The organism is Hyunsoonleella aquatilis (genome assembly GCF_014270105.1).
Lineage (GTDB): Bacteria > Bacteroidota > Bacteroidia > Flavobacteriales > Flavobacteriaceae > Jejuia > Jejuia aquatilis.
The window spans coordinates 612159-625818 of sequence record NZ_JACNMF010000002.1; the positions used below are offsets into that span (position 1 = coordinate 612159).

General features: G+C 37.4%; 16 protein-coding genes. 5 read left to right on the forward strand and 11 right to left on the reverse strand.

What is annotated here, in order from left to right:
• Positions 1-274: 274 nt before the first annotated feature.
• On the forward strand, positions 275-742 hold the full coding sequence (locus H7U19_RS08110; RefSeq protein WP_246454695.1) for a nuclear transport factor 2 family protein: 468 nt from the start codon (positions 275-277) through the stop codon (positions 740-742).
• Positions 743-976: 234 nt separating this feature from the next.
• Here H7U19_RS08110 and H7U19_RS08115 read toward each other — a convergent pair whose 3' ends face one another.
• The 7 genes from H7U19_RS08115 to metG form a co-directional block, all read right to left on the reverse strand.
• Complete coding sequence (locus H7U19_RS08115) at positions 977-1495, reverse strand: ferritin (protein ID WP_186561140.1); 519 nt, start codon at positions 1493-1495, stop codon at positions 977-979.
• 179 nt (positions 1496-1674) lie between these two features.
• Positions 1675-2061: a cupredoxin domain-containing protein gene (locus H7U19_RS08120; protein ID WP_186561142.1), complete on the reverse strand. Its 387-nt coding sequence runs from the start codon at positions 2059-2061 to the stop codon at positions 1675-1677.
• A gap of 200 nt (positions 2062-2261) precedes the next feature.
• Entirely contained in the window at positions 2262-2810 is a 549-nt protein-coding gene (locus H7U19_RS08125; protein WP_186561144.1) for a carboxymuconolactone decarboxylase family protein, read from the reverse strand.
• A 198-nt stretch (positions 2811-3008) separates the two neighbouring features.
• Positions 3009-3176, reverse strand: a complete 168-nt coding sequence (locus H7U19_RS08130) for a hypothetical protein (RefSeq protein ID WP_186561146.1) — start codon at positions 3174-3176, stop codon at positions 3009-3011.
• 91 nt (positions 3177-3267) lie between these two features.
• Positions 3268-4110, reverse strand: a complete 843-nt coding sequence (locus H7U19_RS08135) for a helix-turn-helix domain-containing protein (RefSeq protein WP_186561148.1) — start codon at positions 4108-4110, stop codon at positions 3268-3270.
• A gap of 34 nt (positions 4111-4144) precedes the next feature.
• Positions 4145-4510 carry a hypothetical protein gene (locus tag H7U19_RS08140; protein WP_186561150.1) on the reverse strand — a complete coding sequence of 122 codons (366 nt, stop codon included), beginning with the start codon at positions 4508-4510 and terminating at the stop codon, positions 4145-4147.
• A gap of 1 nt (position 4511) precedes the next feature.
• Entirely contained in the window at positions 4512-6581 is a 2070-nt protein-coding gene (metG, locus tag H7U19_RS08145) for a methionine--tRNA ligase (RefSeq protein ID WP_186561159.1), read from the reverse strand.
• A gap of 284 nt (positions 6582-6865) precedes the next feature.
• Between metG and H7U19_RS08150 the strand changes: the two genes are divergently transcribed.
• Together H7U19_RS08150 and H7U19_RS08155 are read left to right on the forward strand one after the other, a co-directional pair.
• On the forward strand, positions 6866-7894 hold the full coding sequence (locus H7U19_RS08150) for a S66 peptidase family protein (RefSeq protein ID WP_246454697.1): 1029 nt from the start codon (positions 6866-6868) through the stop codon (positions 7892-7894).
• 233 nt (positions 7895-8127) lie between these two features.
• Positions 8128-8370, forward strand: coding sequence for a hypothetical protein (locus H7U19_RS08155; RefSeq protein WP_186561163.1), 243 nt, complete (start codon positions 8128-8130; stop codon positions 8368-8370).
• An 82-nt stretch (positions 8371-8452) separates the two neighbouring features.
• On the opposite strand, the gene H7U19_RS08160 is transcribed toward H7U19_RS08155, so the two are convergent.
• The gene (locus H7U19_RS08160) at positions 8453-8905 is read right to left on the reverse strand and encodes a DUF1569 domain-containing protein (protein ID WP_186561164.1); all 453 of its coding nucleotides are present in this window, start codon (positions 8903-8905) and stop codon (positions 8453-8455) included.
• 19 nt (positions 8906-8924) lie between these two features.
• Here H7U19_RS08160 and H7U19_RS08165 point away from each other — a divergent pair, with 19 nt between their 5' ends.
• Positions 8925-9734 carry a HEAT repeat domain-containing protein gene (locus H7U19_RS08165; RefSeq protein ID WP_343069084.1) on the forward strand — a complete coding sequence of 270 codons (810 nt, stop codon included), beginning with the start codon at positions 8925-8927 and terminating at the stop codon, positions 9732-9734.
• 44 nt (positions 9735-9778) lie between these two features.
• Here the strand turns inward: H7U19_RS08165 and H7U19_RS17035 are convergent, their stop codons facing one another.
• From H7U19_RS17035 to H7U19_RS08180, 3 genes are all read right to left on the reverse strand, one after another.
• Positions 9779-11533 (reverse strand): energy transducer TonB, encoded by a 1755-nt coding sequence (locus tag H7U19_RS17035; protein WP_343069085.1) that lies wholly within the window; start codon positions 11531-11533, stop codon positions 9779-9781.
• A gap of 11 nt (positions 11534-11544) precedes the next feature.
• The gene (locus tag H7U19_RS08175; RefSeq protein WP_186561166.1) at positions 11545-12084 is read right to left on the reverse strand and encodes an RNA polymerase sigma factor; all 540 of its coding nucleotides are present in this window, start codon (positions 12082-12084) and stop codon (positions 11545-11547) included.
• Between the two features lie 141 nt (positions 12085-12225).
• Positions 12226-12999 (reverse strand): TerB family tellurite resistance protein, encoded by a 774-nt coding sequence (locus H7U19_RS08180; protein ID WP_186561176.1) that lies wholly within the window; start codon positions 12997-12999, stop codon positions 12226-12228.
• Positions 13000-13222: 223 nt separating this feature from the next.
• Here H7U19_RS08180 and H7U19_RS08185 point away from each other — a divergent pair, with 223 nt between their 5' ends.
• Positions 13223-13633 (forward strand): BrxA/BrxB family bacilliredoxin, encoded by a 411-nt coding sequence (locus H7U19_RS08185; protein ID WP_186561178.1) that lies wholly within the window; start codon positions 13223-13225, stop codon positions 13631-13633.
• The last annotated feature ends 27 nt before the right edge of the window (positions 13634-13660 follow it).

Sequence of the window (13660 nt, forward strand, 5' to 3'; positions counted from 1 at the left end):
TCACACAGTAGTACAAGGGAGCCCGCTACCAATTTTATTTTGCATGCGGTGAGCGACTCCCCAAAATCTTTTTAGGTAGCTCACCCGCGTTGGAATATTCCAAGAGACAAGAGGATATCATTGACATATGGCTCTCAAGCGTGCTGAACTTAGCGACTTAGTTAACGAATTTAAGATGGGATTGGAATAAATTGAAAATATCTTATTAAATTAAAAACTTTAACAGAATTATGGGTCCGACAAAGGCTCTTTCTATTAACTAAAATTATTGAGCATGAAATACTTTTACCTTTTATTTTTAGCATTTTGGTTTTTTTTGGGTTGTGACGAAATCAATAAAAAAATTGACAATACCCAAGATTTTAAAGCCGTTGAGCAATTGGTGCAAGGGGTTTTTGACGACGTGTGGAGTAATCAGGATGAAACTCAAATTTCGAAATATCATACTGAGGATTTTGTTCTTTTGGAACATGGTGAAGTTTGGACAAATGACAGCATTGTCAATTGGTGCCAAAGATACCAGCAAAATGACCCTGGCTTTACACGCATTAATACTTTTGATTTTTTAAAATCCAAAAGGGAAGGTAACCGAATATGGATGGCCTATCACAATTATGCCACCCTCAAAAAAGACACTCTAATCCTAAAAGTACAATGGCTGGAAAGTTTGGTAGCCGTTAAACAAGACAGTATCTGGAAATTGGAAATGTTACATTCAACCCGGTTGCCAGGAGAATATTAAGCCACTTTCTTAATCAAATCGTAGCATGGGCATTTTTTACAGCGTTTATTTTCGCCCTTTTTAAACTTTTTACAGCAACTGCTTTTCACTTTTTCAGGAAGGCCAACACCTAACTTTCTAAGTTTTTTAATTGCTTTCTTTTGTTTCTTTTTTTTGCCCACAGAAATCGGTTACTAAATCTGTGGGCAAAAATAGCTTATTTTTATTAAATCTAAATAAGATTAAATGTTAAAATTATTCTGGATTGTCAATTGCAGCCGTTGTAACGGTTAAGTTTTCAATATCTCTATCAAACAAATACAAACCACCCTTGTCATCCCCAATCATATTAATCTTATCTAAAATAGTTCGTGCAACGGCTTCTTCCTCTATCTGCTCAGCTACATACCATTGTAAAAAGTTATGGGTAGCATAATCCTTTTCCTGAAGTGAAATATGAACCAATTCATTAATACTTTGAGACACAAATACCTCATGCTCAAACAGTTTTTCAAACATCTCCTTAAACGATTTGAAGGTTACATTAGGCGCCTTCAGTTGCGAGATTTTAGCGTGCCCGCCTCGCTCGTTAACAAACTTTACCAATTTCAACATGTGTTCGCGTTCTTCATCGCTTTGCGCATACATAAAATTTGCAACACCTTCTAGCCCCTTAACCTCAGCCCAACAGGCCATGGCTAAATAGATTTGAGAGGACTCTGCCTCTACCCTTATTTGATTATTTAAAGCTTCTTCTATAGTTTTTGATAACATAATTTTCTGTTTTTTGTAAAGTTAAAAATTTCCATTGGCTCTATTAAATACAATCCATAAAAAAAGGTTATCCATTGATTAGAATAACCTTTCTTGGATTCCCATTTTCATGAGAATGACAATTTCAAAGGAAACCCCAAGACTTTGTCTCGGGGAACCATCTTGCAATTAATCAAACTTTACTGAACCGTAAGCGTATATTGTGGAGTTGGGTTTAGCGGACAGAAATAAACATACTCCCCCTTTGTTAATTTAGTGACCTTCGATGTTTCCACTTCACCATCTTTCACCACGCTTGTTACATAAGCCGTCGCTATATGGTTTTCAGGCTTGCTGGCATCCTTCCCTTTTGGCACTAAAACCAAACCTACGTCTTTCCCAACATGGTTGTTCGATACTGAAAAGATGTATGTCCCTTCCGAAACCGTTACCGATTTTTGGGTAAACTCTCCCGCTGTTTGCTCCAACGCAATGGTTTTCACGTTGTCTTTCATCATTTTGTCTTGTGCATTTCCGTTTAACGCAAAACCTAATGTTACTACTAAAATTGCTACTACTTTTTTCATTGTTTTCTAATTTTAAATTTTTGATTATTATTTTTTGATCGCCTGCCTGCCGGCAGGCAGGTTCCCCTCGATGATGAATTCGTTCGATAAAGAACCCTTCGTCCTCGGCTCGGGGCAGGCTTTCACTACTCGCTCTCTGCGAGGAGCTCAAACAGACCATTCAATCCTTAACGCGGGAACCCCTGATTGTTTTTTTATTATTAAACTAATTGGCCTTCCAAAGGTTGTGCTACTGGAAAATCTACAGGTATTTGTGTAGTACTATGTATATAATTGCTAATCGTTTTATCACCTACTAAAGAAATCACGTCAATCAAATTTCCTTTGGTATATCCAGCGTTAAAGAAGTTTTCCAAAACATCTGCCTCTGTTCTACCCCTATTTTCGGTAACGTTTTTAGCTAATCGTGCTAACGCATCTAGTTTAATGTTAAAAGATGCTTCACCAGCTCTTAGCTCTAAAATTTGGGCGTCGGTAAATCCATTCATTTTTCCAATTGCCGTGTGGGCAGATAAACAGTAAACACAGTTGTTTACTTGACTAACGGCTAAGTTTACTACTTCTCTTTCTTTGGCCGATAATGACGTTTTAGCGTTTGAAAAATTTAAATAGTTTTCTAAAGCAGTGTCGCTGTAGGCATACGTAGCATATAAATTAGGCACAAAACCTAAGGCTTTGGTTAAATTATCAAAAATTGCTTGATTGTTTTCACTTACTTGATCTCTTGTTGGTACATTAAATGTGCTCATCGTTCTAAATTTTAAATTGTTATTGTTTTATTTTACTGTTTGTATTTGTTGGTACAAAGGTGCAATCGTTTTAAAGGTTACACCATGTAATTTATTCCTTTTGGGTTGTCAATTTTTCCCTTATTAATTAAAAATGAATTCATCAGCGCATGGCGCTTATGTATCCTTTAAGATTGTCATTCTGGCGAATGCGGGAATCTAAGCAACAGAACCTTTTGTTATATAAGGCATTTCGGCATCACAATAGAAATCGTGAATGTGCTTTTGCTCACAGTGTGTTTTTGGTGAAATTGTATTTACAATGCTTTTTCTTTTTCCTCTAAATATTTCAATCAAATTGAAAATGGATACATGTTTTAAATTCATGACTTTGTTGTTTTAATTATACACTGCAAAGATGAATTAAAAGGAAGAGCGATAAAATGGAGAGATTGCCCTAGGTGTTGTCAATTTTTCCCTAGGAAGCCTTTCTAAGCTGTTTTTTGAAGTCTGAAGGTGATAAAGTAGTATGCTTCTTAAATAATCGACTTAAATGTGAGGCATCATCAAAACCGATATCATAAGCTATTTCCTTGGCGGTTTTATCCGTATAAATCAATAACCGTTTAGCTTCAAGAATAATGCGTTCGTGAATGATTTGTAGCGGACTGGTATTTAATTTAGCAAAAGTATTAGATAACGTTTTAGGCGATTTAAAAAGTTTATCGGCGTAAAAGGACACGCTGTGTTCAGTTTTAAAAAATGATTCCACCAGCATATTGAATTCGCGTAATAAATCGATTTTTGTGTTTTTGGTAGTCTCAACGAAACCTTCTTTGGCTTTAAGTAAACGGGTACTGATGATGATAAAACGCGCCATCAGCATCCTTAGCATTTCGGCTTGAATGGTATCTTCAGTTTCCAATTCGTCCAAAAATACCTCGTGTAAAATATTCAACTTTTTAAGTTCTCTTTCATTTAACTCAATAATTGGAATATGAGCATTTCCAAAGAACAACAACCCGGCACAACTTACTTCCTGATCGTGATCCTTAATACAATAAAACTCTCTGTTGAATTGGTACACCACTAAATTTTCTCCTGAAATAAATTCGAAAAACTGAACGATTGTTACCGTTAAAATGCTGTTAGGCTCAATAGTATATGGGATACTATCCACAATAATTTCAGCTTTTGAATTTGTGGTGCGAATAAATGTGTATAAATCTGGTTGTTTTGCTGTTTTATAGGATTTGAGTAACTCCTCATCACCTATTTTAAGAATAGCATTGGTAGAAAACTCTTTGAATGTGTTTTGCATAGGAGTTTAGTCTCAGCTCATTTCAAAACATTACTTAAGAGGAAAAATAATTTTTTAACATAAATTCTGCAGAAGCATATTTACCACGAATATCCCTGACAGTTTTCAATGCTTTCTGCGATTTCTGTTTTTCATTATAGAGGGCAATTCCTCCCACGAAAAGGCTTAACAAAACAGTTATAATTCCCGTTTTTGTTTCAATTTCTTCAATTTCTAAATCAGGGATATCCTTCACAAAGTTTAAAACAAAACCATCGTCGATATTTTTCAGTAAGAATGACTTGATTTCACGATTATATTGGGCAAATTGTTCAATCTCTGTCATTTCAGCGTTGGATTTAACCAAGCGTTCCGCCTGAGCCTGAATATCAACAATTTGTCTAATAATATTCCTATTCATATCAACTTATCCGTAACCCATTTGAAACCTCATTGGTTGCATCAGGATTCACAAACACCAATTTACCTTCTGGCGTTTCGGTCATTAAAATCATTCCTTGACTTTCTACACCTCGTAATGCTCTTGGCGCAAGATTTACTAACACAGTCACACGCTTTCCAATAACTTCTTCCGCAGAAAAGCTTTCAGCGATACCCGAAACAATAGTTCTGGTGTCAATTCCTGTATCTACTTTCAGTTTTAATAACTTTTTAGTTTTTGGCATTTTTTCGGCTTCTAAAATGGTGCCTACGCGAATGTCAAGCTTGGTAAAATCTTCAAAAGTAATCGTGTCTTTTTGTGGCTCAACTTTTTTATTTGAGGCCTCATTTGCTTTTTTGCTGGCCTCCAATTTGTCCAATTGCTTTTGAATGGTGGCGTCTTCAATTTTGGAAAATAACAATTCGGCTTTTCCTATTTGATGGCCTGCTGGAAGCAATACTTCTTTGTTTGGGATATCGTTCCATGTGGATTCCGCATCAAGTGCGGAATGACAAAGGATATTTTTTAGTTTTTCTGAAGTAAACGGTAAAAATGGTTCGCTTAAAGTGGCTAATGCAGAAGCGATTTGCAGTGCAACGTACATAATGGTTTTAGTACGCGCTTCGTCTTCTTTAATCACTTTCCAAGGTTCGGCATCAGCTAAATATTTATTCCCCAAACGGGCTAAATTCATCAATTCCTGTCCAGCCTCCCTAAAACGGTAACGTTCAATGGAACTTGCAATCACATCGGGATAAGCTTTTACAGTTACCAAAGTTTCGGCATCAACTGATGTTAATTCCGAAGGTTCGGGAACAATTCCATCATAATATTTATTGGTCAACACCACCACGCGATTGATGAAGTTTCCAAAAATTGCGACCAGCTCGTTATTGTTTCGCGCTTGAAAATCTTTCCAGGTAAAATCGTTATCCTTGGTTTCGGGAGCATTCGCATTTAAGGCATATCGCAGTACGTCCTGTTGCCCCGGGAATTCCTCCAAATATTCCGGCAACCAAACTGCCCAATTCTTGGAAGTAGATAGTTTATTCCCTTCTAAATTCAAAAACTCATTGGCTGGTACATTTTCAGGTAAAATATAACTGCCTTCTGCCCTCAACATGGCTGGGAAAATAATGCAATGAAATACAATATTGTCCTTGCCGATAAAGTGCACCAATTTGGTGTCTTTGTCTTTCCAATACGGCTCCCAGTCTTTTCCCTCTCTTTCTGCCCATTCCTTCGTTGAAGAAATGTATCCGATAGGCGCGTCAAACCACACATAAAGAACTTTTCCTTCGCCTCCTTCTGCTGGCACTGGAATGCCCCAGTCTAAATCGCGCGTTACAGCCCTTGGACGCAAACCATCATCAATCCAAGATTTACATTGGCCATAAACGTTGGGTTTCCAATCTTTTTTATGGCCTTCTAAAATCCATTCCTTTAAAAAGGATTCATGTTTGTCCAGAGGCAAAAACCAGTGTTTGGTTTGTTTTAAGGTTGGTGTGTTTCCTGTAATTGCTGACTTCGGATTAATTAAATCCGTAGCATTATGACTGGTCCCGCAATTTTCGCACTGGTCACCATAACTTTCTTCAAATCCACATTTTGGACAAGTACCCACCACAAATCTATCTGCCAAAAATTGGTTGGCTTCCTCGTCATATAATTGTTCGGTGGTTTCTTCAACAAACTCTCCTTTTTCGTCCAAGGTTTTGAAAAACTCAGATGCCGTATTATGGTGAATCTTTGCCGATGTACGCGAATAATTATCATAAGTAATCCCAAAATCTTCAAACGATTTCTTTATAATCGCATGATATTTATCTACAATATCTTGAGGAGATACACCTTCATTTTTTGCCTTAATAGTAATTGGCACGCCATGTTCATCGCTTCCTCCAATAAACGCCACTTCATTTCCTGTTAGGCGCAGGTATCGCGCATAAATATCTGCTGGCACGTACACCCCCGCTAAATGCCCTATATGAATTGGGCCGTTAGTGTAAGGTAAGGCTGTGGTAATGGTGTATCGTTTTGGTTTGTTCATCAATATAAAATTAAGTTAGATGTCATTGCGAAGGAGGAACGACTGTGACAATCTCATTAAATCAGAATCTGCATTTTACAGATTCCCACACTTCGCTCGGAATGACGCCCTTTTTGAAGCCGTAAAAGTACACATTTTAGGGGGTACTGGAAAAAAATTGTAGCAATCTAAAACTACGAAGTGATGAGATCCAGCCATGTCGGGATTATCCCGATAGCTATCGGGACAACTTACAACTTCAGCTTTGCTCTTCGAGCTTGCTGAAGTTGAGTTTCACTAAAAAAATGTACATTTACACTATGCAGAAAAACCTACTTATTGCAGCCCTATATTGTGTTTCCTTTATCTTTGGAATCCAGACACTAAATTCTCAAACCGTAACCGTTGAAACTCATATCTTGAAACGACCACCTTATTTAAAAGCAGGCGACACTGTTGCCATTGTAGCACCTTCTGGCATCCTGAAACACCGCGAGCGTGAAGTTGAACAAGCTAAAGCACTTTTAAAGCGTTGGGGGTTGCATTCCGTAGTTGGGACGCATGTGTTTAACCAAGCAAACCATTTTGCAGGAACGGATGACGAACGTTGCGAAGACCTTCAAAAAGCTCTAGACGACCCAAAAATTAGTGCCATTTGGTGTGCACGAGGGGGCTATGGGACAGTTAGGATTTTGGATAAATTGGACTTTACAACATTCAAAAAGCATCCTAAATGGGTCATCGGTTACTCAGATATTACGGCCTTGCATAATGCCATTCACAATGCAGGGGTTGAAAGCCTGCATGCCTTAATGTGTGTGAGCCTTACCAAAGATGAATTGGAAATTGAAGCCAGTATTTCAACCTTTCAAAATGCCTTATTTGGAAAACCCTTGAACTATACATTGGAGGGGACATCCTATAATAAAATTGGCGAGGCTTCCGGGCAATTGGTTGGGGGCAATTTAACTATGTTGCATACCATGTTGGGCTCAGAAACCAGTATTGATGTTTCGGACAAAATCTTATTTATTGAAGAAATCGGGGAGTATAAATACCATATCGACCGTATGTTGCAAAGTTTAAAACGTGCTGGTTATTTCGATAGCTGCAAAGGTGTGATTGTTGGGGATATGACCAAACTCCGAAAAAATACCACACTTTGGGGCACCTCTGTAGAGCAATTGGTTTTAGATGCCTTGTCTGATTATGATTTCCCAATTGCGTTTAATATGCCTGCGGGGCACGAAAAGGACAATCGGGCCTTAATATTAGGCAGAACGATTCAACTAGAAGTCGAGAAAACTAAATCCACTATCAATTTTTCAGAATAAATTAATACTTCAGGAGATTTCCGTAGGAATTGATTTATGAAACCCCCTAAAACATTGGGGCTGACATCCCAAATAACACCTTTACATCCTTCCGTTTAACGTTTAATTTTGCTCTTTGCAGATAGACAAGTTAGTTCATCGTAAAATACCGTGCAATCGCCTAATATATTTAAGATTACATAGTACAAGCGATAAATTTGTACCTAAGTATTAATAATCTTAAAAACACCCCAATGATGAAAAAATTACAATTATTAGTCGTAGCGATGTTGCTTTTATTTTCAGTAGATATGAGAGCTGACGATGTTATCGTGAATTCAGATTTAAATCTTTACAACCCAGACGTACGCAAGTGTTTGCTAGAAGCTTCTAAAAAAGAAGGCTGGGAATTAAAGTCAGTTTACATGAATGCCAAAGACCAATTAGTAATGGTTTTTGATAAAGACAATAGTACTAAAGTTTACAAAACGAAATAAGTATTATCAACAAATCTCAAAAAGCCAACTAAGCACTGTGTTTAGTTGGTTTTTTTTTGCCAATTTTAATTTAGAATTGGCATTAAACTCCAAACTGAGTGAGGTGATGGTCCAAATGTTTATAAAACATATTGTTCCACTCCTTTTTGGTCAATTTCCCAAAGGAATGGGATTCCCGTCCATCAAAATGGTCTTCACCTAAACTTTGGGTTTTCTTCAAATAGTCTATTAATCGCTTTTTTTCAGCTTCAAAATTTCTGGCATCAACGATTAAAAACTGAGGTGCGGTACGGCTATTTTTTTTGTACGGCTTCTCACCAACAACGGTGTTTTTCACGAACAATTTCAGCATAAACTTAGTAAAACCATTTGGCTTTTTGTGTTTATCCTCATAAGCCATTTCGTAAGTAACATTAAGGTGTGCCAGCATTTGATCGGCACTCATTTTGCCCCATTCAGGGCGTGTGGTAGGTCCTAGTTTGTTGACACGATCTATAACCTCATTGGTGATCTCAGGCTTAAAAATGTTTTTCATGGGTTGATGCATTTCAAAAGTGCGTGCAATTTATTTATTTTATCTTTATGATGAAAGCATTTTAAAAATGGGTTTTTATGATTTATCAAAAGAAGAACGAGGCCAACTAGTTGAAAAAATTAACCGGAATATTCTGAATGATTTAAGCTCTGGAACCACTGAAAGCATTCTCACCTACTTTTCAGATGAAGACACTTACATTCGTAAAAATGGGTATCTGGCTATCGGGAAACTCTTTTATGCAAAACCTGAACTACAAAACCAACTACTTTCGGCTTTAGAAAACTTGCTCTACCATGATAACGAAAAAGTGCGACAAACCGTTGTAAACGCTTTTGGGGAAATAGGGAAGTTCCATTTCGAAAAAGTCCAACATGTTTTTGATTCTGCTTTGTTTGATGAACACCACTCCGTTAGAAATGCAGTTATCGGTTCTGTCAAAAAAATGGGCGAGAAAAACCCAGCACCTGTTTTGGCCTGGGCAAAGACCTATTTAAAACACCCCAATAAAGAAATCCGCCGTGAAATTTGCCATGGTATTGAACTACGTGGGCGCACCCATCCGCAGGATATTTTACCGCTTCTAAAGGAACTAGAATTTGATGACACCCGAAGAGTTTTGGATACGCTTATCCATGTTATTGGGCAAATCTCTTATAAGAACGGCTGTTTAAAAACCGTTATTGAACATCTCAATACATGGGAAAACAAAGCCCTCGTTCAAAAAGCTTTAGATGAAATCGTAGATGTACATGAGCGGTATAAAAAATTTGCGGTGCTAAGTCAGGAGAAGGCTATTGTTTTTATTGACGCGAATTACAAACCTTAAATCATACCGTCCTTCTTAGAGCGCGAAACAATCAAAAAAGGAGATCAATTCAGTTTTTGTAACTGCCTTTTAAGTTCCTCGGGGGTTATCTCCTTAAAATTAAAATCTATTATAGGATTTGCTTGGGTTGTGGTTTCAACAAAATCAAAGTATAATTTCCCTTTATCCTTTTTGATTGCTACGAGTACAACCTCCTCTCCTTCAGGAACAGTTCTAAAATCATATTCATTGCCTCCTCGCCAACTAGGCATCACAGAATTTACAGTTTTAAAAACCATGCTTACAGTTGCGCCTTCAGATGCTTTAATTTTGAGTTTATAGTTTATTCTATTTCGGTTGTACCTAAACCTATCACAATTAACCCATCCTAAGGTTGAACTCCGGAGTATATAATTACTAATTTCAGAAGTAGAAACTTTACCTTTTTTTGTTGCAATCTTTTGTTTGACATTTTCAACAATTACAGAGTCCGGTAATGGTGTTGTAACTCTAGAGTTTCTATTTGTGCCGATATTCGTTGTATTTGAACCCCTTTCAATTTGAAAAATTATAGGTAAAGAATAAGGTACTGTTACCGTTCTGCCCCTTTGCATACCGGGTTTCATCTTTGGTAACAGTCCAATGACTCTTTTAGCTTCTTCTTCAAGTAGGGGATGATTTGCTCTAGCACGTACATCAGTTATACCCCCTGTTTTGCCAATCTTAAAAATAACATTGACGCGCTGGCGTCCTGATAGTCCAAGTTCCGATGCCAGTTCTGTATTAAATGTTCTACTTACAAAATCGGATATTTTTTTCGACATGCAGTTTTTCTTGTCATTTTTATTTCCATTTTCGCACCCTGGAAATACAGGAACCTTCTCAACTACTGCAAAAGGCACTTCAATGTCCTCCTCAACTTTTTCAATTTCAATATCCTCGACTTCAGCTATGTTTTTCTTTTGAAGTTTCCAATTTATAATCCCATTGCTCCAAGCGCCTGCGAACAATTGCATTCCCTTTTTTCGGCTTTTCTCTGGAAAAAGTAGTGCTATACTGGCTCCTTCTTTTAACCTTAATACTTCCTTTCCTTTAGTAGCTTGAATATTTAGCATACCCCCGGTTTCTAATTGTTTCCCATCGGATTGTGTGGATAAATTTGCCAATACCATATCTGAAAGCTTGTAGTATTCGGTCACTTCCAAATCTACTTCCCCTGAAACAGGACTGCCATTTTGCCCAACAAAAGAATTGGGTTCAATACGTATTTCAGTGCCTTCTTTACAAATTATTGTGGTATCCTTTTTTGTGTTTATAATGAACTTTTGAAACGGTTTTTCCGGAATCTTTATGGTTACTTTTTTGATTTCATTTTTAATAGTAGCTATGTTCTTTTTTTGTGGGATGACTTGAACTTTTAAAGTGTCTTTCAAAATTGCTTTCTGCTCTGAAACCACTTTTGAATTTATTTCTAAAACGGAATCTTTTTTTATTTCCGGTTTATCCAATTCATTGGACTTTGACTCATTAGTTTTAGTATTAAAAAGATTAATACTGAAAACCACCAAAACGATGATAAAACCGCTAAAACCAAAATAGCGCAACCATTTATTTCTTACATAGCTTTGCTTTACTGTTTTTATTTCGGCTTTTATGGCTTGCCGTTTTATACCTTCAAGAATAATGAGGTGTTCCTCGTATAAGACTCTAAACCCTTCGTCCGTTATTAATCTATTTTCAAAATCCGTTCGGGCATTTCCCGTAAGTTCTTTGTTTAAATAGCTATTGATTAGCTCTATATTTTCTATTTGATTTTCCATGATTTCCCGAATTAAGATTGAACGGTTTGCTTAGTTTGATAGATGCCCTTTGCCTTTGTTAAGCACTTGTACTTTTGGTTTTTTGCAATTTTTTCAGATTTGAATTGCATCTTAAGGGCTATCTCCTTAAAAGACATGGCCTTGAGATAAAACAGCTGTAAAAGTTGCTGGCATCGTTTCCCTAATTCGAGAAATGCATGTTCTGCTTGTTGGTACTTCTTTTCCTCTAAAACGCTGTGGAAGTGTTCAACTTCGGTATCGTTTAAATCATGTAGTTCTTGTTTTGAAAATTTCTTTTGGGTATCCTTCCAAATAAATCGGGATACGGAGTACAAATAGGTATAAAAAGAAGACGTGAGTTTAAAATCTGATTTTTCCAGATTTCGGTTCAGGATGATTAAAGCTTCCTGAAATACATCAGAAGCATCCTGTTTTTGGCCTCCTTTTGAAAGGATTAAAGCCTCAATTTTTGGATATAAACTATATAACCTACTAAAAGCTTTTTCGCGTTGACCTTCTTTAAAAAGTTCTAAGATTTTATTATCGTTCATAAAACTACTTTAATACTTAATGGTCAAATTGCGAAAAGGTCTCCTGTTTTTTTATTTTTTTTTACTTAAAGTATTTATTAATGTAGGTTCCTGCCTTCCCTTCGACTGCGCTCAGGGTGACACACAAGAATGGTAAAAAGCCTAAAATCGCAACTCCTTCTGCAATTGCTCATAGGCTTCCTGTACTTGCCTAAACTTTTCTTCGGCTCCTGCCCGGTGTTCCTTTCCTAAATGAATCACACGATCGGGGTGGTATTTTTTAGCCATTTTTCGATAGGCCTTTTTTATTTCATCAACGGTGGCGTCTTTTTCAATTTCCAAAATTTTATAAGCGTTGTCTTTACTATTGTAAAACATGGCTTTGATACTCTCATAGTCCCTAGAGCTAATCCCCAAATAGCCCGCCATGGTATAGATTTGCCGTTCTTCGTCTTGAGTAACTGTCCCATCCGCTTTAGCGATACCAAATAAAAAATGAATTAATTGTAATCGAGAGGCATGGTCCATCATAGCCTTAATCTGAAGGCATACTGGCCGGACTGACACATTTTGCTTGCTGATCCTTTTAAACAATTTAAACGCATGGTTGGCGCGTTCCTTGCCGTACATATTGACGAACTGCTGGCGTACATAATCCAACTCGCTTTTATCCTGTTTTCCGTCTGCTTTGATGATTACCGAAGCTAAAATAAGCAGACTCACTTCGAAATCACCCGATTGAGTGTCAGGGCGCTGTCTCGGTTGCGTTCTATATGTGGGTCCTCTTCCTCGTCTAGTTTGCCTTTCGCCCAACAGCGGTTGACCATTATCGGTCATTGAATCGATAACGCTCCCAATAGCCAACCCAATTATAGCACCGATCGGCCCACCAAAAGACCATCCAATGGCACCCCCTATCCATTTTGAAAAACTCATGTAAGAATAAATTTTGTTTATCGTCAAACCTACATATAAAAACTTTCTTTTGAAAGAAGGAAATATGTTAAAGGTTCTCGCTGTCCGACTTAATAAAATGTTAACTTTCAGCGTAAATATAATATTTGTTAGTTGATTGATTCCCAATTTTGTTACACAATTGGTATCTTTGCATCCCGACAACTTTCGGGACGAAAAATGCTAATTATTAAAATTTAAAAATATGTATCCAGCAGAATTAGTAAAACCCATGCGAGAGGATTTGACCAATGTTGGTTTTGAAGAATTACAAACTGCAGAAGCTGTGGATGCGGCCTTGGCGAAAGAAGGTACTACTTTGGTAGTGGTAAACTCCGTTTGTGGCTGTGCAGCGGCCAACGCAAGACCTGGTGCCAGAATGAGTTTGCAAAATCAAAAACGCCCAGACCATATTGCTACCGTGTTTGCCGGTGTAGATAGAGAAGCCGTTGAAAAGGCAAGAGAATATATGATTCCGTTTCCTCCGAGCTCACCAAGTATGGCTTTATTTAAAGATGGCGAATTGGTACACATGTTGGAGCGTCACCATATTGAAGGTCGCCCAGCCGAATTGATTGCAGAAAACTTGATGGATGCTTATAATGAGCACTGTTAATTGAGCTCTTCCCGTCCCGAAAGTTGT